The sequence below is a fragment of the Nissabacter archeti genome, assembly GCF_018257325.1.
GTDB classification, from domain to species: domain Bacteria; phylum Pseudomonadota; class Gammaproteobacteria; order Enterobacterales; family Enterobacteriaceae; genus Chimaeribacter; species Chimaeribacter arupi.
In genome coordinates this window covers 239326-257113 of the sequence record NZ_JAERKB010000003.1, presented here as the reverse complement: position 1 = coordinate 257113, position 17788 = coordinate 239326, and the positions used below count along the sequence as shown (strand labels likewise).

Below are 17788 nucleotides of genomic sequence, written 5' to 3'. Positions count from 1 at the left end.
GCCTTTTCAGGCTGCCAACCCGGTGTTTGTTATAGAGACAGCATGCCTTATCTATAAGGTAAATCTATGTAAACGCCGGTTACCCTCTTGATTGGCTGATGCCGGGCGATCTTGCATCTGCTATAGTGTGGCACGTTTTTTAACTTACTTTCACGGATGTTGTAGTCCCGATCATGAAACCTGTAACTACCTCGCGCTTACTGAAGAGCTTTACTCTCGGCACCGTCCTGGCATTTGGCCTCTCTTCTGTCGCCAACGCCGATGACGTTAATCTCAAAACAATGATCCCTGGCGTGCCGCAGATTGATGCGGAAGCGTATGTCCTGATCGACTACAACTCCGGGAAAGTGCTGGCAGAGATGAATGCTGATGCCCGCCGCAACCCGGCCAGCCTGACCAAAATGATGACCAGTTACGTCATCGGGCAGGCGATCAAGGCAGGCAAAATCACGCCGACTGATGTGGTCACCATCGGGAAAGATGCCTGGGCAACCGGAAACCCGGAATTCAAAGGCTCGTCCCTGATGTTCCTGAAACCGGGCGATCGCGTACCGGTTTCCGAACTGAACCGCGGCATTATTCTGCAGTCCGGCAATGACGCCTGTGTGGCAATGGCGGATTACGTCGCCGGCAGCCAGGACGCCTTCGTCGGCCTGATGAACAACTACGTGAAAGCCCTCGGCCTGCAAAATACCCAGTTCAAGACCGTCCACGGCCTGGATGCTGACGGCCAGTTCAGCTCCGCACGTGACATGGCATTGATTGGCCAGGCGCTGATCCGTGACGTGCCGGACGAGTACGCGACCTATCACGAAAAAGAGTTCACCTTTAACAAGATCCGCCAGGTTAACCGTAACGGCCTGCTGTGGGATACCAGCCTGAATGTGGACGGCATCAAAACCGGCCATACCGAAGCCGCGGGTTACAACCTGGTGGCCTCGGCGACCGAAGGCCAGATGCGCCTGATTTCTGCCGTGCTCGGGGGCCACACGTATAAAGGCCGCGAAACCGAAAGCAAGAAATTACTGACCTGGGGCTTCCGCTTCTTTGAAACCGTTTCGCCATTGAAAGCCGGCAAAGAGTTTGCTTCTGAACCGGTCTGGTTCGGTGATGCCGATCGCGTTGAACTGGGCGTGGATAAAGATGTGTTCCTGACCATCCCGCGTGGCCGCATGAAAGATCTGAAAGCCAGCTATGTGCTGACGACCCCGGAAATCCATGCGCCGCTGACGAAAAACCAGGTTGTCGGCAGCATCAATTTCCAGCTTGATGGCAAAACCATTGACCAGCGCCCGCTGGTGGTTCTGAATGAAGTGAAAGAAGGCGGGTTTGTCGGCCGCCTGATCGATTACATCAAACTGATGTTCCATCACTGGTTCGGCTAAGGCCTTGCAAGCGGGCATTCTGCCCCCATATCATAATCACTCGTTAACTCCCGCCGCGGCGGGAGTTATACTTTCTACTCCCTTCCGTTTTTTCTGGAGCACACATGAAAACCAAACTGAACGAACTGCTCGAATTCCCCTGCTCATTCACCTATAAAGTGATGGGCCTGGCGCAGCCCGAGCTGGTTGACCAGGTGATTGAAGTGGTGCAACGCCATGCTCCGGGCGACTATTCACCGCAGGTGAAACCGAGCAGCAAAGGCAACTACCACTCCGTGTCTATCACCATTACCGCCACCCACATTGACCAGGTGGAAACGCTGTATGAAGAGCTGGGCAATATTGAGATTGTCCGGATGGTGTTGTAACACCCTGCCATCGAAGGGAATCAGCATGGCTGGCAGGTGTGCAGGCCGCTGGTTATACTACTGCAATAATTTCTTTACTTTGTGATGACTGATTTGCAACACAATAACCTGATCGTACGGCAGCTTGGCCTGCAACCCTACCTGTTGGTCTCCGAGGCCATGCACACGTTTACTGACCGCCGTACCGGCGAAAGCGCGGATGAGATCTGGCTGGTGGAGCATCACCCGGTCTTTACACAAGGTCAGGCCGGTAAAGCAGAACATGTGCTGATGCCGGGCGATATCCCGGTTATCCAAAGCGATCGTGGGGGCCAGGTCACCTACCACGGGCCGGGCCAGCAGGTGATGTATGTGCTGCTGGACATCAAGCGCAATAAAATGGGCGTGCGCCAGCTGGTGACCGCTATTGAAGAAACCGTGGTTCAGACCCTGGCGCATTTCGATGTTCCGGCCCATGCCCGCCCGGATGCGCCTGGTGTGTATGTGGGTGAACAAAAAATCTGTTCGCTGGGCCTGCGTATCCGTAAAGGGTGCTCTTTTCATGGGCTGGCATTAAATATTGCGATGGATCTTGCGCCATTCCTGCGTATTAATCCGTGTGGCTATGCCGGGATGCAAATGACTCAGCTTAGCGCCTTACGCCCCGGCGTTACCGTTGCGGATGTGCAACCGGTATTGCTGGAAACCTTTGCCCGGCTCACCGGCTATGACGCCCTTGAACACCAGGCGTGGGATGCAATAAATTATCTTTAAATATCAATATAAAGACTCTTTATATAATTCCCATCAATATAAAAGTCAGATTACGAATTAAATCGCTACTTTATACTAAATTAAGTTATAGTTAACCCCCGTGAGCGTGCTTACGGGGCGCCTGCAAGGAATGCCGCCGGTTATGCCAAACAGCACTTAACAACCAATAGCGAGATAATTTTATGGATGAAAATAATATATCGGCAAGTTTAAATAAATTAAGAAACATCGACCTCAACTTGTTAACAGTATTTGAGGCGGTTTACTTGCATAAAGGAATTGTTAATGCCGCCAAAGCGTTAAATCTCACGCCTTCGTCTATCAGCCAGTCGATCCAGAAACTGCGGAATACCTTCCCTGACCCGCTGTTTATTCGCTCCGGCAAAGGGATCACCCCTACGGCCTACGCCAGGAACCTGCATAACCACATCAGTGAGGGCCTGGGTGCCATCATCACCGGGCTGGACTTCAGCCAGGACATCCACAAAACGCGCTTTATCACGGTCAGTTGCCGGCCGCATATCGGCTGTGAAGTGCTGCCGCGTATTTATCAGGAACTTATCAGGGTCAACCCCAACTATGTGTTAAAACACCAGGACATTCCTGATAATTATGATGCGTTAAATCAATTTAATGCGGATATCGTGATTGATGCCAAAGCGATATATAGTAAATCTATCGTTGGCGTTAAAGTCTTTGCAGAAAAAATTGTCTGCGTTTGTCACCGCCATCACCCCCGCATTACGGACTATTTATCATTAGAAAATGCCGTTGATGAGAAATTTACCTTTATAGAGATTAATGACCTTTTACTCAGGCAAAAAAAACAATCTCTGGATATGAATGAATTCAACCGGAACTTTGCTTTTACTACCTATAGCGCCCTGAATATTCTGAATATCGTGGCCGGCAGTGAGCTGATTGGCTTTGTTCCTGAAAGCCTGTACGAAATCTATAAACGCGCTTATCCGATCAAAAAAATCCAAAGTGATTTTTCCTTTGGTGACCTGGATATTTACCTTTACTACAACCGGGCCTCAAAAAAAGACAAGACCCTGATGCAGCTGATCAACACCATTATCACAACCTTCAGTGGGGACAACATCACCTACCTCGAACCTCCATCAGAAGCCACACTTTAAGCGGGTTTTCACGCTGCCGATGCTGTGGGCATCATTAACAAAGCACGAATAAATAACATTTTTACAACACAATTCCGCACTCTGCCCACAGCGCTATCCCATTGTTTATTCTTCATAATTTATGTTTTACGCTGACCTTTCTTGCTTGAACCCCTTCTGAAATGCTCAAAAATCACTCACCGCCGCGCATCAAAATCGATTCAAGGGCTGAATGCGTACCGGTAAAGATGATATAATTTTGAGATAATTTTCAAATTTATTTGAATAATCATGTAGTTCGTTGAATTCACTGGCCTTCCTGCCCGGAAAGCGTCAAAACTGGAACCTGCACGACTATGAGTAAACCAATTCAGATGGAACGCGGTGTGAAATACCGCGATGCGGACAAGATGGCCCTGATTCCGGTGAAAACAGTGGTCACCGAACGCCAGGAGCTGTTGCGCAAACCCGAGTGGATGAAAATCAAACTTCCTGCGGATTCCAGCCGGATACAGGGTATCAAGGCGGCCATGCGTAAAAATGGCCTGCATTCGGTGTGTGAGGAAGCCTCCTGCCCGAACCTGTCCGAGTGCTTTAACCACGGCACAGCGACGTTTATGATCCTGGGTGCCATCTGTACCCGCCGCTGCCCGTTCTGTGACGTGGCCCACGGCCGCCCACTGACGCCGGATGCCAACGAACCGGCCAAACTGGCGCAAACCATTGCCGATATGGGCTTGCGTTATGTGGTGATTACCTCGGTTGACCGCGATGACCTGCGTGATGGCGGTGCCCAGCACTTTGCAGACTGCATCAGCGCCATCCGTGAGAAAAACCCCACCATTAAAATTGAGACACTGGTGCCGGATTTCCGCGGCCGGATGGATCGCGCACTTGAGATCCTGAATGCTACCCCACCGGATGTGTTCAACCATAACCTGGAAAACGTGCCGCGTGTTTACCGCCAGGTTCGTCCGGGCGCCAACTATGAGTGGTCGCTTAAGCTGCTGGAGCAGTTTAAAGCGCTTCATCCTGAGATCCCGACCAAATCGGGGCTGATGGTTGGCCTGGGTGAAACCAATGCAGAGATTATTGAAGTGATGCGCGATTTACGCCGTCATGGCGTCACCATGTTGACGCTTGGTCAGTACCTGCAACCCAGCCGCCACCATTTACCGGTTCAGCGTTATGTCAGCCCGGCAGAATTTGATGAGATGAAAGAAGAAGCACTGGCAATGGGCTTTACCCATGCTGCGTGCGGGCCGTTTGTTCGCTCGTCTTACCATGCTGACCTGCAGGCAAAAGGCCTGGAAGTGAAGTAACGCGCCTGCCCGCTGAAAAGTGACACATTTTGTTACTTAATCCTGGCTGGACACACTAAAAACGGATGTTCTCACGAGCATCCGTTTTTTATTCGTTACCTTTTGCCACCGGGTGGCTGCCGTTAAACGCCCGGCGCGGAAACGTCAGTCTTTGTTTTCTACACGCGGTGCGGTGGCACTCTCTTCAGCCGTGGCTTTCGCCGGCGCAGTATCATCGCTCATGGCTTTTTTGAAGCCTTTCAGCGCGGCACCTAAATCGCCACCCAAAGTACGCAGTTTACTGGTGCCGAACAGCAGCACAATAAGAACGCCCACCACCAACAATTTCGTAATACTGATACCTTCCATACACACCTTCTCGTTTATCTAACATGCTGCATGAATCAGCAGAAAACAGCGATGGCTCATTTACTGTTATTCCGGGCGGCAACTCAATGACAATATGTAACAGAGTGAGATTTTTTCAGGCGTCCTGTTCATCACGCAGTACCGGCCTGACGAAACGTTGGTTTGCCAGCACCGGCAAGGCCTGGCGAACCTGCGCTAACCGCGCTTTGTCCAGTTCGGCAAAAATCAGCGCGGGTTCCTCCGCGGCGCGGGCAATGGCCATTCCCATCGGGTCAATTACCAGGCTATTGCCGATATTGCGCCCGCCACAGGCACTGACCCCAATCAGGTAACTGGTATTTTCCAGCGCCCTTGCCGTATTCAGCACTTCCCAGTGTTTCTCTTTCAGCGGGCCTTTCACCCAGGCAGAAGGCACCACCAGCACGTCGGCCCCGTCCATCACCAGGCGGCGCGCCATATCCGGGAATCGCACGTCGTAGCAAGTCATCAGCCCTATGTTAAAGCCGGCGATTTCCAGCAAAGGCGGCAGCGTATTGCCTGGCTTAACGTTTTTCGACTCTTTCATTTCCCAGGCATCATACAGGTGCAGCTTATTGTAATGGGCGATAAGCCGGCCATCACGTATCACCACCAGCACGTTATAGACCAGCCCGTCGCCACTGGGGGTGTGCATACCGGCAATGGTTGTTAACGAACTGCCGCGGCTGGCCGACAACAACTGGCTGACAAACGGCCCGTCCAGCGGTTGGGCCAGGCGCAACACGCCATCGGCATCGCTGCCGTCCTGCGCCATACAGGCTTCCGGCAAGACCAGTAAATCGGCCCCGTCATGCGCTGCCCGCGCCATCAGAATCTGGCACGTTTCCGCGTTATTCTGCCATTGGGAGGAGATGACAAACTGACCCAGGGCAACCTTCATAATTCACTCCTTGCTGGTGTGCACAGCTGCGCGCGGCGTTGAGGGATAAAACAAATCATGGTTATTACGTACAATACACGCTTTTTTAACACACGTTTTATTGAGGAAGATGACGGGCCACATAAAAATACGTTACGCTTGCCGCGCTACGGGGATGCTACTCCCCTAACCGCCTCAGGGCTGATGATGCCTGCGTCGCCGGGTGCGTAGGTTCGCCTCCGTGCCTCTCCCTTTCTACAGACAGGTTTTTTATGTTCGCTACACTTCTTGCCGTATTTATTGGTGGTGGTCTGGGCAGCGTCACCCGCTGGTACGTCAGCCTGAAAATGAATCCCCTCTCTGCGGTGCTGCCGCTCGGTACCCTGACGGTTAATCTGGTCGGGGCATTTATTATCGGGCTGGGGATCGCCACGCTGGCCCGGCTGACGCAAATTGATCCGGTATGGAAAATGTTAATCACCACCGGCTTTTGTGGCGGATTGACGACCTTTTCCACTTTCTCACTGGAAGTGGTTTATCAGCTGCAAGAGGGACGGCTGGCAGCCGCGGGCCTGAATATCGTGCTGAACCTTGCCGGTTCACTGCTGATGACCAGCCTGGCCTTCCTGATTGTCAGTGCGTACAGCGGGCGTTGAGTGCAGTAAAGAGACGCCCCTTCATGTTTCCTTCATCTTGGTGGGTAATAATCAATTTCTCGTAGGCCTGCCAGAGATACTGATGATGTTCACCCTGCCAAAAACCTCTGTTGAATGCCTGACCCTTCTTTTTTGTCTGGCGGTTGTGGTCAGTTTTTTCTATCAATATTTTCATCTTTAACACCTCCGGCAGCGCGCTTCCGGCGCGCCGGTAACATGCCCTTCTCTGCTGCCCTCCCCCCGGCCTGGCCTGTCTGCGGCCGGTAATTTGTTATTTCCCTGTGTAGGCTAATGTCATACAATTCACTGTGAACGTTCGTTCTCATTTGCCTGCAACCTTTGCTCCGGCATGAGAGTGCTTGCCCATACTGACCCGGAACATGCGATGAATCAGCCGCTCAATAAAGAGGAGCGTGCCCGTCTGCGGCGCGATCAAATCATCACTGCTGCACGCATTTGCTTTCGGAATCATGGATTTCATGGTGCCGGCATGGCAGAAATTGCCCAGATGTCAGCCTTGAGCGTGGGCCAGATCTACCGTTATTTCACCAATAAAGATGCCATTATCGAAGAGATCGTCCGCCGTATTGTGGAAACGAAAGTAAACCACATGCAGTTCAAAAAAGGCGATGTGCAGGAGACAGCCGCCATGCTGTCTCACCGGTTATTGGCAGGTGACCCACAAGAACGGGAAATTGATCACGCATTGATGCTGGAGGTGGCCGCAGAAGCCACCCGCAATCCTACGGTCGCCCGTATCCTGCGCGAGGCGGACGACAGGCTGTTCGGTCAGGCAATGGATATGTTGACCGGGCTGCGGCCCGAACTGAACCAGGAACAGCTCGCCGTGTGGGTTGAATTTATGGCAGTGATGTGTGAAGGCACGGCGTTTCGCCGGTTAAACCATCAGAAAGCCAATCCTTCGTTACTGAACACGTTTTATTTGTCGCTATTCACAACAATTCTCCCTGCTTCGGAAGACCCATGAGTAAACACATCGCCCGTCAGCGTTTAGGTTATGCGCTGGCTTTAGGATCCCTGGCCGCCCTCGGCCCTCTTTGTACCGATCTTTACCTGCCGGCCCTGCCGCAACTCTCCGTTGAATTACACAGCGCCACTGCCCTGACCCAACTTAGCCTGACAGCCGGTCTATTTGGCCTCGGGCTTGGGCAGCTGATCTTCGGCCCGCTGAGTGACAACCTCGGCCGGATGCGGCCACTGCTGTTTTCATTATTGCTGTTGTTGGCCGCTTCGGTCTGGTGTGCTGTCGCGCCGGACATCCACCAGTTGATTGCTGCCAGGTTGTTGCAGGGGCTGGCCGGTGCCGGCGGGGCGGTGCTGTCGCGCGCTATTGCCCGCGATCTCTATGCCGGCCATGAGCTGACCCGTTTCTTTGCGCTTTTGATGCTGGTCAATGGGCTGGCCCCGATTCTGGCACCGGTGCTGGGCGGTGGGCTGATGAGCATCATGAACTGGCGCGGAATTTTTGTGGTACTGGCGGCCATCGCGGCGGTGCTGATCATCATCTCCCGCTGGCGGCTGCATGAAACCCTGCCGGTGGAACGCCGCGCACAAGGGGGAGTAGGTTCCCTGCTGGGTAACCTTGGCCGGTTACTGCGTCAACGGCAGTTCATGGGACTGTGCCTGACGCAAGGCTGTATCACCGCCGGGATGTTTGCTTATATTGGTGCTTCTCCTTTTGTATTGCAGGAGATTTATCATCTCACGCCCCAGATGTTCAGCTTTTGCTTTGCGCTTAACGGCATTGGGCTGGTCATAGCAGCCCAGCTTTCAACCCGCCTGAGCCTGGTATGGGGTGAGCTGAAAGTGGTGAAACTGGGCCTGGTTATCGCGGCGACCTCTTCCTTCCTGCTGATGATTGCCGGTTATCTTCATGCCCCGCTGTTTATGCTGTTGATTCCGTTATTCTTCTCGGTATTTACCATTGGGGTGGTCGGGCCAAACGCCTCTTCCTTGGCGATGCAGTCACAAGGTAAAAGCGCAGGCAGTGCCTCTGCCCTGATAGGTATGACGATGTTTACGCTGGGTGCGATCAGTGTGCCGCTGACTGGGCTGCATGGTACGTCGGCGTTCTCTATGGCGTACACGATCTTTGGCTGTTACCTGCTGGCGATTCTTTGCTTTACGTTGTTAGTGCGCAAGCAGCGCCTCTGACAGGCAATTTCGCCATCAGCAGACATAAAAAAACCCGCCGAGGCGGGTTTTTTCAGAATTGGGGCGATTAGATCGCAACAACGTTAGCAGCTGACGGGCCTTTGGCACCGTTAGTGATTTCAAACTCTACACGCTGACCTTCAGCGAGGGTTTTGAAACCATTGCTGGAGATAGCGGAGAAGTGTACGAATACATCTTTGCTGCCATCTTCAGGAGTAATGAAACCAAAGCCTTTGGACTCATTGAACCACTTAACGTTACCTTTAATCTTAGACATCAAACTTACCTTTACGTGAATGAACGACACAAAATGTGTGTCGGGTAACAGTACAGCAATTAGCCGGAGGTTTGTCCAGTGGCAGAAGACGATAAAGCGATAAATGTCGCAAATTTCTTCTTTACCTCGCAATTACTGCAAAAAAAGCTGGACGCCCGCTTTTCTCTCTTGCCGGAATTTATAAACGCCCGATATTTTCCTTTATGCCCCTATGCGCTTACCGCCCTCCGCTACCTCTTCATAACTTTTTGTTTTTTATCATTTATCATAAGAAAAGCACGCGCCGGATATATGTCATGGTTTTTTAAAAAGCCGGCAGGGTATGGCAATCAAAGAGGCGGCAAATATATAACAAGCTAATCATTTAAGTTCTATATAATTTTCTTTTTGAAAAACTCTTTTTTTACAATTTCTTTAATTGGCTCTATGTATCATTTTTATTGACCTATTTTTACTAACCTACCTCATCGCAAACAGGGCATTTTTTTGTAAAAAAGGCCTCTGGACAGGCAGAACGCGATATGTGATCGCCATCACTTCTCTCTTACTTTTTGTTTACAACTTAATAAAGACATTAAAAATCAATAAGTTAATAAAAATATTCTTACGGAAACTCAAAACTACTGGTTGCTAAACCACTATTATTCATGGATAGGACTATTCTTAGAAGAAATTACATTCTTTAATCTCATTTTTTAGAATGCATTATCAGTTTGTATAGTTTATATTCACGCTCCGTTACGCCATCGTGTACGATTAATCCTAAATTTCACTGCGAGATCGAGCATCATGAACAGCCATCAGCACGTTATCAAGCAACAGCAGCAGCAACCGGTTTTCAACATCGATTCTGTCAGCAGCCCTGTAGCCTGGAAATTGATCCTGGGCGGGTGTGCACTGTTCTGGGTCGCGGTTATTGCCCTGATTTCCCAGATTTTTTAAGCCTTAGCGTCATTTTTTGACCAGGCCGCTCCTCCTTCTTTAGCCTGTCCCAAAAAGGTGTCATCACCTTTGCCTGGGAAAAATAAAAAACAGCCTGCTGCGCTGACCGGATGGCGATGTAAGCCATACCCCCCTCCAGCTATAGCAGTGACAGGAGCATTACTGGGTTTCATGTTTTCCCCAGTAGGATTTCCCCCCGCTTTTCTGCCGCCGCCAGGCATGAAAACAGTGTTAAGCCGTAAACCTCTTAATTATCAAAAAGTCACGTTATATAAATCCTGCGGGGAACTAAAATGTTTCTCAATATTCAGGTTTGCGTTAGCAGAGAAAAGGTTGCGTAAAGCACCTTGAGCGCCTCTGTGGGAAAGCGTTTGATAAGGGGCCGGGCGATGTTGCCCGGTTACTGGAGGTTTTTATGAAGAAGATCGGTTTAACGGCGGCAGGCCTGCTGGCACTGGCCCTGACTGCATCCAGCGTTTCAGCGACAGCCGCCCCGGCAGAGAAAGCGCATGACGCGCCACCTTCAATAAATGAAGGCAGGGGGCCGCATGATGGCTTCCCAGGCAAAATGCCCCCACCGCTGATCCCGCTCTATCAGGCATCGCTGCAAACAGACAACCCAACGGAAGGGCTGAACAAGTTGCTTTCTGTTATGCCGCAAAAAAGCGGCGGCCATTATGAAGTCCGGGTGTCAGTGGTTGAACTGCCTCCGATGCCGCCCGCGCCATCAGCGAAATAGCCTCTTCTGAAGCCCTTCGGGGCTTCTTGTTTTCTATTGCCCTTATACGATAACAACCTGTATCCCGCTCTGGGTCAGTGCCTGTTGTTCATCGTCGCCGATGCCGTTATCCGTAATCACCGTATCGATTTGCGTCAGGGGAAGAACCTGGTTAAAACCGCGCCGGCCAAATTTCGAGGCATCCGTCACGGCAATAACCCGTTTGGCAGCCTTTGCCATCACGCCACTGATTGAATAACCCTCATTAAACGTCGTGATGCCGTTAACCGCATCCAGCCCATCTGCACCAACAAACATCAGATTGGCAGAAATCCCTTGTAATGCTGACTCCGCAACTGTGCCGTGCATAGACCGGGTTTTATGGCGCAGGGTGCCGCCGCAGATCACCAGCGTGATATCTTTATTTTCCGAAAGCACAAAAGCCGCGGGTAGATTGTTGGTAATAATCGTGATGTCTGACCGGCTTACCAACTCTTCAGCAATCAGCATCGTGGTGCTGCCGCTGTCGAGAATCACTGTATCCCCGACGTTAATCATCGCTGCAGCCGCCTGAGCAATCCGCTTTTTCGGATCCTTGGCCAAACGGTAACGATCCTCCAGAACCACCTCAACGGCTTCTTTACTGCTCTCCGCCAGCCAGGTGTCTGCTGCTTCCCCCGGCCTGGCTGCGCCGCCGTGAAAGCGCAGCACCATGCCCCGCTCCTCCAGCAGGCGAAGATCTGCCCGGATCGTCACTTCCGAAACATCGAAAGCGTCTGAAAGCTCGGTGACTAATACACTGCCCTGAAGATTCACCAAATCTACTATTTTATGGCGTCGCTCATAAGAGTTCATAATGTCCAGCCCGCTTTTCCCTATTTCTCCCAGTGTAAACAAACACCATACGAAAGGGGAGAAAAATTTTTATCCGCGCTTTGCTCTCTGCCCCGCCGTCTGAATGCCGCACCAGCGCTTATGAAAATCAATAGAAACAACGCTAATTATTTTCTTAAAAATCAATATATAACCTCAAATTATACAAATAACGCATTCATTCACCAGCGTTTTGATTCACGTTCTGCCTTACCCCTGCATCATGCGAAGTCGTTCGAAAAGAAAAAGCAAAAAGAAAGAAAACGTAAAAATAAACTCGATCTATATCACGAATCAAACAGGGCAGGATTGCAGTGATTTCGAAATAAACCGATTGTTATTCGAAAACAAACGGAGATTGAAAATGAAAGAAATTATCCAGCAACACAAGCAGGGCGACGCTGTCGGCATCTGTTCTGTCTGCTCTGCACACCCCTGGGTTATTGAAGCCACGCTGCGTTTTGATCTCACCAGCCAGCGCAAAGTGCTGATTGAGGCCACCTCCAATCAGGTCAATCAGTTTGGCGGCTATACCGGCCTGACCCCGGCAGCGTTTCGTGAGGCGGTACTGACACTGGCCCAGCGTACCGGCTTTCCGGCGGAGCGCCTGATCCTGGGTGGTGACCACCTTGGGCCGAACTGCTGGCAACATGAGCCTGCAGAAAGTGCAATGCAAAAAGCGGAAGTGATGATAGCGGACTATGTCCGTGCCGGGTTCAGCAAGATCCATCTGGATGCCTCCATGTCCTGTGCAGATGATCCGGTTCCGCTGCCGCCGGCCGTGGTGGCAGCGCGTGCGGCGCGCCTCTGCCGCGTGGCGGAAACCGCGGCCACCCTGGCCCAGCGGGAAACCCTGACGTATGTCATCGGCACTGAAGTGCCGGTGCCGGGGGGCGAAGCCACCGCCATCGAACAGGTGCATATCACCACTCCGGAAGCGGCCGCCGACACCCTTCAGCTGCACTATCAGGCTTTTCAGCAAGCCGGGCTCGATGACGCAATCTCCCGTATTATTGCGCTGGTCGTGCAACCGGGCGTCGAGTTTGACCACTCCCGCGTCGTGCACTATCAGCCTGAGGCCGCCCAGGCACTGACCCATTTCATTACTACCACCCCACTGGTGTACGAGGCGCACTCCACCGATTACCAGACACCGCAGGCTTACCAACAACTGGTGCGGGATCATTACGCCATTCTCAAAGTGGGCCCGGCGCTGACGTTTGCCTTGCGCGAGGCAATCTTTGCCCTGGCCGCAATGGAACATACGCTGACTGCGCCGGAATCACGCAGCCAGATTCTGGATGTGATCGACCGCGTCATGCTGGATGAACCCCATTATTGGAAAAAATATTACCACCCGACGTTCAGCCAGGCGCTGGTCGACCTGCATTTCAGCCTGTCTGACCGCATCCGCTACTACTGGTCTCATCCCCGTATTCAGGCCGCGCTGGATACCCTGCTTGCCAACCTTCAGCACACTGACCTGCCGCTTGGCCTGCTCAGCCAGCATCTGCCGGTGCAATTCCAGCGTGTGCTGGCCGGGCAGCTGGCCGCCACGCCCCATGCCCTGATCATCGACAAAATCCAGGATGTGCTGCGCGCGTATCGCGTAGGGTGCGCGCCCGGTTATTCCCCGTCTGAGGAGCCTGCCCATGCAGCCATGTGAAATTTTTGCCACGTCCGGCCTTCACTTTGCTGATGCGGAACAGGCGCTGGTGCATATCGGCCAGGAGATGCTGGCCCAGGGCGTGGTTCACCCCGGTTATCCTGCCGCCCTGCTGGCGCGGGAAGCAGAGTTCCCGACCGGCATTGCCCTGGATAAGCACGCGGTCGCCATTCCCCATTGCAGCGCGGAACATGCCCGCCGCCCCGCGCTTTATCTGATTCGCCCGGCTCAGCCGGTGCCGTTTCAGCAGGCTGATGACGAGAGCACTCTCACTGTCTCTTTGATCATTGCGCTGATTGTGACGGATCCCCAGCAGCAGCTGGTATTGCTGCGCACCCTGTTTGGCCAGTTACAGGAGCCTGATTTTCTGGATGCGTTATTAGCCGCACCGGATGAGGCGCTGGGCGAACTGTTCCGCCGGCGTCTGTTTTCACTGCCCTCCTCCCCTACGTCTCAACACCAACAACAGCAAGGAGTTCTCCCATGAAAAGAAAAATTATTGTGGCCTGTGGCGGCGCGGTCGCCACATCCACTTTGGCCGCAGAAGAGATCAAGGAGTTGTGCGCGGAACACCATATCCAGCTTGATCTGGTGCAGTGCCGGGTCACTGAAATTGAAACCTATATGGACGGAGCTGACCTGATCTGCACCACGGCCAGGGTGGATCGTCAATTCGGTACGATTCCGCTGGTGCATGGAATGCCGTTTGTGTCAGGCGTCGGCATTGATGCCCTTAAACAGAAGATACTGATGCTGCTGCAGGAGTGATTGCCATGTTTACCGACATCATGCGCTACATCCTCGATCTCGGCCCCACTGTGATGCTGCCTATTGTGATCATCCTGTTCTCCCTGCTGCTGGGCATGAAACTGGGCGATGCGTTTAAGTCCGGCATCCATATCGGCATCGGGTTTGTCGGCATAGGGCTGGTCATCGGGTTGATGCTTGATTCCATCGGCCCGGCGGCCAAAGCCATGGCCGAACATTTTGAAATTAACCTGCACGTGGTGGATGTCGGCTGGCCCGGCTCTTCCCCCATGACCTGGGCCTCGCAGATTGCGCTGGTGGCAATCCCGATTGCCATTGCGGTCAATATTGTGATGCTGGTCACCCGGATGACCCGGGTAGTCAATGTCGATATCTGGAATATCTGGCACATGACCTTTACCGGCGCACTGGTGCATATCGCGACAGGCTCTTACTGGCTGGCGATCCTGGGCGTAGTGGTACATGCCGCGTTCATCTACAAACTGGGCGACTGGTTTGCTAAAGATACCCGCGACTATTTCGCCCTGGAAGGGATCGCCATTCCTCACGGCTCCTCCGCCTATCTCGGGCCGATTGCCGTGCTGGTTGATACCGTTATCGACAAGATCCCCGGCCTGAACAAAATCCATTTCAGTGCGGATGATGTTCAGCGGCGTTTCGGCCCCTTCGGTGAGCCGGTCACCGTGGGCTTTGTGATGGGGCTGCTGATTGGTTTCCTGGCCGGGTACGATGTCAAAAACGTGCTGCAACTGGCCGTAAAAACCGCTGCCGTCATGCTGCTGATGCCACGGGTCATCAAGCCGATCATGGATGGCCTGACGCCGATTGCACGCCATGCCCGCACAAAGCTCCAGGCGAAGTTTGGCGGGCAGGAGTTCCTGATTGGTCTCGACCCTGCCCTGCTGCTGGGGCATACCTCGGTAGTCTCTGCCAGCCTGATCTTTATTCCGCTGACTATCCTGATCGCCGTCCTGGTGCCGGGGAACCAGGTGCTGCCGTTCGGCGATCTGGCGACCATCGGCTTCTTCGTGGCCATTGCGGTAGCCGTGCATCAGGGCAACCTGTTCCGCACGCTGATCTCAGGCACCCTCATCATGAGCATGACCCTGTGGATAGCGACCCAGACCATTGGCCTGCATACCCAACTGGCGACGAATGCCGGCACCCTGAAACAGGCAGGCGGGTTAGTCGCCTCAATGGATCAGGGCGGCTCCCCGATCACCTACCTGCTGGTTGAACTGCTGACCTGGAAAAACCTGACAGGCCTGCTGGTCATCGGTGTGATCTATGCACTGGGGGTCTTCCTGACATGGCGGCGCGCCCGCGGGTTTATGCGAGCCGATGCCCAGGCGGCGGCCCTGCAAAAAGCGGCAAAAGTCTGATGCCCTCTCATTCAACGGGGGCGGACGCCCCCTTTCAGGAGCTGGTTATGAAATCTGTTGTGATTCACGCAAACGGCGAGGTATCGGTAGAAGAACGGCCGCAGCCCTCTGTTACCCAGCCGGATGACGTACTGGTCCGCATCGCCTATTCCGGATTATGTGGCTCTGACATCCCCCGTATTTTTGCCTCCGGCGCGCATTACTACCCGATCACGCTGGGCCACGAGTTCAGTGGCGAAGTGGTGCGATGCGGCGACGGCATCACCGATCTGGCGGCCGGTGATCGCGTGGCCTGCGTGCCGCTGCAACCCTGCTTTACTTGTGAAGAGTGCCGCCGGCACCTCTATTCACAGTGTAAACACTATCAGTTTATCGGCTCACGGTCAGAAGGCGGCCACGCCGAATACATCGTGGTCAAGCGCCCGGCGTTGTTCAAACTCCCGGCGGATGCCTCATTGTTACAGGGCGCGTTCTTTGAGCCGGTCACAGTCGGCTTGCATGCGCTGCATCTTGCCGGTGGTTGTGAAAACAAACATGTAGTGGTAATTGGCGCAGGCACCATCGGACAGTTGGTGATTCAATGTGCCCGCGCGCTGGGGGCGGCGTCCGTCACGGCGCTGGACATCAACGACGGGCGCCTGACGCAGGCACAAACCAGCGGAGCCACCCTGACAGTGAACAGTGCAACGCTGAACGCGCAGGAGATTGCCGCGCAACTGCATAAACAGCGCTTTGATCAGTTAATCCTCGAAACGGCAGGCACCCCGCAAACCATCGCCCTGGCGATTGAGATTGCCGGGCCGCGCGCCCAACTGGCATTAATCGGTACGCTACATAAAGACCTGACGCTGACTGCGCCGGTATTCGGCCAGATCCTGCGCAAAGAACTTACGCTGTTGGGCAGTTGGATGAACTACTCCACCGGCTGGCCGGGCGTGGAGTGGCAACAGGCACAAGCCCTGTTCAGCAAAGGTGCCCTGACACTGGCCCCTTTAATTGCCCACATCGGTGATGCTGCGCAATTTGCCCAGGACGTCAGCGCCCTGCAGGGTCGGCCGATGCAGGGAAAACTCCTGTTGAATTTTACTGCCCACTAACCTTTCCGGCAGCCTCCGGTGGGGTGTACCGGGCGGCTGCGGTTTTGCCGAGAAAAAAGTATGTATCTGATATCAACACGGGAAATGCTCCGCAAAGCACAACGCGAAGGCTACGCGGTGCCTGCCTTTAATATCCATAATCTGGAAACCATTCAGGTGGTGGCCGACACCGCAGCGCGCATGGGATCGCCGGTGATTCTGGCGGGCACGCCCGGCACATTTAACTATGCCGGGGTAGACTATCTGGTCGCCATTTGCCGCGAGGCGGCACGCACCACGCAACGCCCACTGGCATTACATCTGGATCACCATGACGACCCTGCTGACATTGCGCATAAAGTCTGCGCCGGTGTCCGCTCAGTGATGATTGACGCCTCCCACGCCCCGTTTGAGCAAAACATTGCTCAGGTGGCGGCCGTGGTGCAGTTTTGTCACGGTTATGATGCCAGCGTCGAGGCAGAGCTGGGCCGGCTGGGCGGCCAGGAAGATGATCTGACCGTGTCAGAAAAAGAGAGCTTTTTTACCGACCCGCTCAGTGTCGCAGGCTTTATCAGCAGAACCGGTATTGATTCGCTGGCGGTTGCGATTGGCTCAGCGCATGGGTTGTACGACGGCGAACCGCAACTGGATTTTGCCCGCCTGGTGCAGATCCGCTCTCACACCGATACCCCACTGGTGCTGCACGGAGCCTCCGGGTTACCTGACCTCATGGTGAAACGCGCCATCGCCTCCGGCATTTGCAAAGTGAATGTGGCGACAGAACTCAAGATGGCGTTTGCTGATGCAGTGAAAACCTATTTCAGCCACCATCCTGAGGCCAATGACCCGCGCCATTACATTCAGCCCGGTAAAGACGCCATGCGTAAAGTGGTCGAAGAGAAGATCCTGATGTGCGGCAGCGCAGACAAACTCTGACTTTTGGGGCACGTGTACCGGGGCCGGGATGCCCGGTACCCTCATCACACACTCATGCACTTGCCCTGCCCGACTGAACGCGCTGTTTCCGTTCTGATAGCCGTTCTTTCAGCAAAACGGGTGC

The 17788-nt window shown here is 53.5% G+C and carries 22 protein-coding genes; 16 read left to right on the top strand and 6 right to left on the bottom strand.

What is annotated here, in order from left to right; translation table 11 throughout:
* Positions 1-173: 173 nt before the first annotated feature.
* From dacA to lipA, 5 genes are all read left to right on the top strand, one after another.
* A complete protein-coding gene (dacA, locus tag JK232_RS05625; RefSeq protein WP_072926338.1) occupies positions 174-1385 on the top strand; it encodes a D-alanyl-D-alanine carboxypeptidase DacA in 1212 nt (403 codons plus the stop codon).
* Positions 1386-1489: 104 nt separating this feature from the next.
* On the top strand, positions 1490-1753 hold the full coding sequence (gene ybeD, locus JK232_RS05620; RefSeq protein WP_072926340.1) for a DUF493 family protein YbeD: 264 nt from the start codon (positions 1490-1492) through the stop codon (positions 1751-1753).
* A gap of 84 nt (positions 1754-1837) precedes the next feature.
* Positions 1838-2506: a lipoyl(octanoyl) transferase LipB gene (gene lipB, locus JK232_RS05615; RefSeq protein ID WP_072926342.1), complete on the top strand. Its 669-nt coding sequence runs from the start codon at positions 1838-1840 to the stop codon at positions 2504-2506.
* 182 nt (positions 2507-2688) lie between these two features.
* Positions 2689-3648 (top strand): YbeF family transcriptional regulator, encoded by a 960-nt coding sequence (locus tag JK232_RS05610; RefSeq protein ID WP_212588923.1) that lies wholly within the window; start codon positions 2689-2691, stop codon positions 3646-3648.
* 335 nt (positions 3649-3983) lie between these two features.
* The gene (gene lipA / locus JK232_RS05605; protein WP_072926346.1) at positions 3984-4949 is read left to right on the top strand and encodes a lipoyl synthase; all 966 of its coding nucleotides are present in this window, start codon (positions 3984-3986) and stop codon (positions 4947-4949) included.
* A gap of 144 nt (positions 4950-5093) precedes the next feature.
* Here the strand turns inward: lipA and tatE are convergent, their stop codons facing one another.
* The gene (tatE, locus tag JK232_RS05600; RefSeq protein WP_072926348.1) at positions 5094-5297 is read right to left on the bottom strand and encodes a twin-arginine translocase subunit TatE; all 204 of its coding nucleotides are present in this window, start codon (positions 5295-5297) and stop codon (positions 5094-5096) included.
* A 115-nt stretch (positions 5298-5412) separates the two neighbouring features.
* Positions 5413-6216 (bottom strand): deaminated glutathione amidase, encoded by an 804-nt coding sequence (locus tag JK232_RS05595; protein WP_072926349.1) that lies wholly within the window; start codon positions 6214-6216, stop codon positions 5413-5415.
* A 251-nt stretch (positions 6217-6467) separates the two neighbouring features.
* On the opposite strand from JK232_RS05595, the gene crcB reads away from it, so the two are divergent.
* Complete coding sequence (gene crcB / locus JK232_RS05590; protein ID WP_072926351.1) at positions 6468-6851, top strand: fluoride efflux transporter CrcB; 384 nt, start codon at positions 6468-6470, stop codon at positions 6849-6851.
* On the opposite strand, the gene JK232_RS05585 is transcribed toward crcB, so the two are convergent.
* Complete coding sequence (locus JK232_RS05585) at positions 6829-7026, bottom strand: hypothetical protein (RefSeq protein WP_072926352.1); 198 nt, start codon at positions 7024-7026, stop codon at positions 6829-6831. The two genes, crcB and JK232_RS05585, sit on opposite strands and share 23 nt — an antisense overlap.
* Positions 7027-7236: 210 nt before the next feature.
* Here JK232_RS05585 and JK232_RS05580 point away from each other — a divergent pair, with 210 nt between their 5' ends.
* Both JK232_RS05580 and JK232_RS05575 read left to right on the top strand, forming a co-directional pair.
* Positions 7237-7839 carry a TetR/AcrR family transcriptional regulator gene (locus JK232_RS05580; protein WP_072926354.1) on the top strand — a complete coding sequence of 201 codons (603 nt, stop codon included), beginning with the start codon at positions 7237-7239 and terminating at the stop codon, positions 7837-7839.
* Entirely contained in the window at positions 7836-9026 is a 1191-nt protein-coding gene (locus JK232_RS05575; RefSeq protein ID WP_072926355.1) for a multidrug effflux MFS transporter, read from the top strand. The genes JK232_RS05580 and JK232_RS05575 overlap by 4 nt, the downstream gene beginning before the upstream one ends.
* 67 nt (positions 9027-9093) lie before the next feature.
* Here JK232_RS05575 and cspE read toward each other — a convergent pair whose 3' ends face one another.
* Positions 9094-9303 carry a transcription antiterminator/RNA stability regulator CspE gene (gene cspE / locus JK232_RS05570; protein ID WP_139300255.1) on the bottom strand — a complete coding sequence of 70 codons (210 nt, stop codon included), beginning with the start codon at positions 9301-9303 and terminating at the stop codon, positions 9094-9096.
* A gap of 78 nt (positions 9304-9381) precedes the next feature.
* Here cspE and JK232_RS05565 point away from each other — a divergent pair, with 78 nt between their 5' ends.
* On the top strand, positions 9382-9663 hold the full coding sequence (locus tag JK232_RS05565; RefSeq protein WP_212588922.1) for a hypothetical protein: 282 nt from the start codon (positions 9382-9384) through the stop codon (positions 9661-9663).
* A gap of 553 nt (positions 9664-10216) precedes the next feature.
* Here the strand turns inward: JK232_RS05565 and JK232_RS05560 are convergent.
* Complete coding sequence (locus JK232_RS05560) at positions 10217-10372, bottom strand: hypothetical protein (protein WP_212588921.1); 156 nt, start codon at positions 10370-10372, stop codon at positions 10217-10219.
* A 288-nt stretch (positions 10373-10660) separates the two neighbouring features.
* Between JK232_RS05560 and JK232_RS05555 the strand changes: the two genes are divergently transcribed.
* Positions 10661-10984, top strand: a complete 324-nt coding sequence (locus JK232_RS05555) for a hypothetical protein (RefSeq protein WP_072926357.1) — start codon at positions 10661-10663, stop codon at positions 10982-10984.
* A 42-nt stretch (positions 10985-11026) separates the two neighbouring features.
* Here JK232_RS05555 and JK232_RS05550 read toward each other — a convergent pair whose 3' ends face one another.
* Entirely contained in the window at positions 11027-11818 is a 792-nt protein-coding gene (locus JK232_RS05550) for a DeoR/GlpR family DNA-binding transcription regulator (protein ID WP_072926359.1), read from the bottom strand.
* Between the two features lie 382 nt (positions 11819-12200).
* Between JK232_RS05550 and gatZ the strand changes: the two genes are divergently transcribed.
* Genes gatZ through JK232_RS05520 form a run of 6 tightly spaced genes read left to right on the top strand, consistent with a single transcriptional unit; the run spans position 12201 to position 17664 of the window.
* Positions 12201-13502 (top strand): tagatose-bisphosphate aldolase subunit GatZ, encoded by a 1302-nt coding sequence (gene gatZ, locus JK232_RS05545; RefSeq protein ID WP_212588920.1) that lies wholly within the window; start codon positions 12201-12203, stop codon positions 13500-13502.
* Entirely contained in the window at positions 13489-13989 is a 501-nt protein-coding gene (gene gatA, locus JK232_RS05540) for a PTS galactitol transporter subunit IIA (RefSeq protein ID WP_072926362.1), read from the top strand. The genes gatZ and gatA overlap by 14 nt, the downstream gene beginning before the upstream one ends.
* Positions 13986-14270: a PTS galactitol transporter subunit IIB gene (gatB, locus tag JK232_RS05535; protein WP_072926364.1), complete on the top strand. Its 285-nt coding sequence runs from the start codon at positions 13986-13988 to the stop codon at positions 14268-14270. Before gatA ends, gatB begins: the two co-directional genes overlap by 4 nt.
* A 5-nt stretch (positions 14271-14275) precedes the next feature.
* A complete protein-coding gene (locus JK232_RS05530; protein WP_072926366.1) occupies positions 14276-15652 on the top strand; it encodes a PTS galactitol transporter subunit IIC in 1377 nt (458 codons plus the stop codon).
* A gap of 47 nt (positions 15653-15699) precedes the next feature.
* Positions 15700-16749 carry a galactitol-1-phosphate 5-dehydrogenase gene (gatD, locus tag JK232_RS05525; RefSeq protein ID WP_212588919.1) on the top strand — a complete coding sequence of 350 codons (1050 nt, stop codon included), beginning with the start codon at positions 15700-15702 and terminating at the stop codon, positions 16747-16749.
* 60 nt (positions 16750-16809) lie between these two features.
* Positions 16810-17664, top strand: coding sequence for a tagatose bisphosphate family class II aldolase (locus JK232_RS05520; protein WP_101834232.1), 855 nt, complete (start codon positions 16810-16812; stop codon positions 17662-17664).
* Positions 17665-17788 lie beyond the last annotated feature (124 nt).

Bases quoted from the DNA above. Each gene is read 5' to 3' on its own strand.
- gatB (WP_072926364.1), top strand. From the start codon at position 13,986: ATGAAAAGAAAAATTATTGTGGCCTGTGGCGGCGCGGTCGCCACATCC.
- lipA (WP_072926346.1), top strand. From the start codon at position 3,984: ATGAGTAAACCAATTCAGATGGAACGCGGTGTGAAATACCGCGATGCG.
- JK232_RS05560 (WP_212588921.1), bottom strand. From the start codon at position 10,372: ATGGCTTACATCGCCATCCGGTCAGCGCAGCAGGCTGTTTTTTATTTT.
- JK232_RS05530 (WP_072926366.1), top strand. From the start codon at position 14,276: ATGTTTACCGACATCATGCGCTACATCCTCGATCTCGGCCCCACTGTG.
- JK232_RS05610 (WP_212588923.1), top strand. From the start codon at position 2,689: ATGGATGAAAATAATATATCGGCAAGTTTAAATAAATTAAGAAACATC.
- gatD (WP_212588919.1), top strand. From the start codon at position 15,700: ATGAAATCTGTTGTGATTCACGCAAACGGCGAGGTATCGGTAGAAGAA.
- JK232_RS05575 (WP_072926355.1), top strand. From the start codon at position 7,836: ATGAGTAAACACATCGCCCGTCAGCGTTTAGGTTATGCGCTGGCTTTA.
- JK232_RS05520 (WP_101834232.1), top strand. From the start codon at position 16,810: ATGTATCTGATATCAACACGGGAAATGCTCCGCAAAGCACAACGCGAA.
- lipB (WP_072926342.1), top strand. From the start codon at position 1,838: ATGACTGATTTGCAACACAATAACCTGATCGTACGGCAGCTTGGCCTG.
- JK232_RS05580 (WP_072926354.1), top strand. From the start codon at position 7,237: ATGAATCAGCCGCTCAATAAAGAGGAGCGTGCCCGTCTGCGGCGCGAT.
- dacA (WP_072926338.1), top strand. From the start codon at position 174: ATGAAACCTGTAACTACCTCGCGCTTACTGAAGAGCTTTACTCTCGGC.
- gatZ (WP_212588920.1), top strand. From the start codon at position 12,201: ATGAAAGAAATTATCCAGCAACACAAGCAGGGCGACGCTGTCGGCATC.
- ybeD (WP_072926340.1), top strand. From the start codon at position 1,490: ATGAAAACCAAACTGAACGAACTGCTCGAATTCCCCTGCTCATTCACC.
- JK232_RS05555 (WP_072926357.1), top strand. From the start codon at position 10,661: ATGAAGAAGATCGGTTTAACGGCGGCAGGCCTGCTGGCACTGGCCCTG.
- cspE (WP_139300255.1), bottom strand. From the start codon at position 9,303: ATGTCTAAGATTAAAGGTAACGTTAAGTGGTTCAATGAGTCCAAAGGC.
- JK232_RS05585 (WP_072926352.1), bottom strand. From the start codon at position 7,026: ATGAAAATATTGATAGAAAAAACTGACCACAACCGCCAGACAAAAAAG.
- JK232_RS05550 (WP_072926359.1), bottom strand. From the start codon at position 11,818: ATGAACTCTTATGAGCGACGCCATAAAATAGTAGATTTGGTGAATCTT.
- JK232_RS05595 (WP_072926349.1), bottom strand. From the start codon at position 6,216: ATGAAGGTTGCCCTGGGTCAGTTTGTCATCTCCTCCCAATGGCAGAAT.
- gatA (WP_072926362.1), top strand. From the start codon at position 13,489: ATGCAGCCATGTGAAATTTTTGCCACGTCCGGCCTTCACTTTGCTGAT.
- crcB (WP_072926351.1), top strand. From the start codon at position 6,468: ATGTTCGCTACACTTCTTGCCGTATTTATTGGTGGTGGTCTGGGCAGC.
- tatE (WP_072926348.1), bottom strand. From the start codon at position 5,297: ATGGAAGGTATCAGTATTACGAAATTGTTGGTGGTGGGCGTTCTTATT.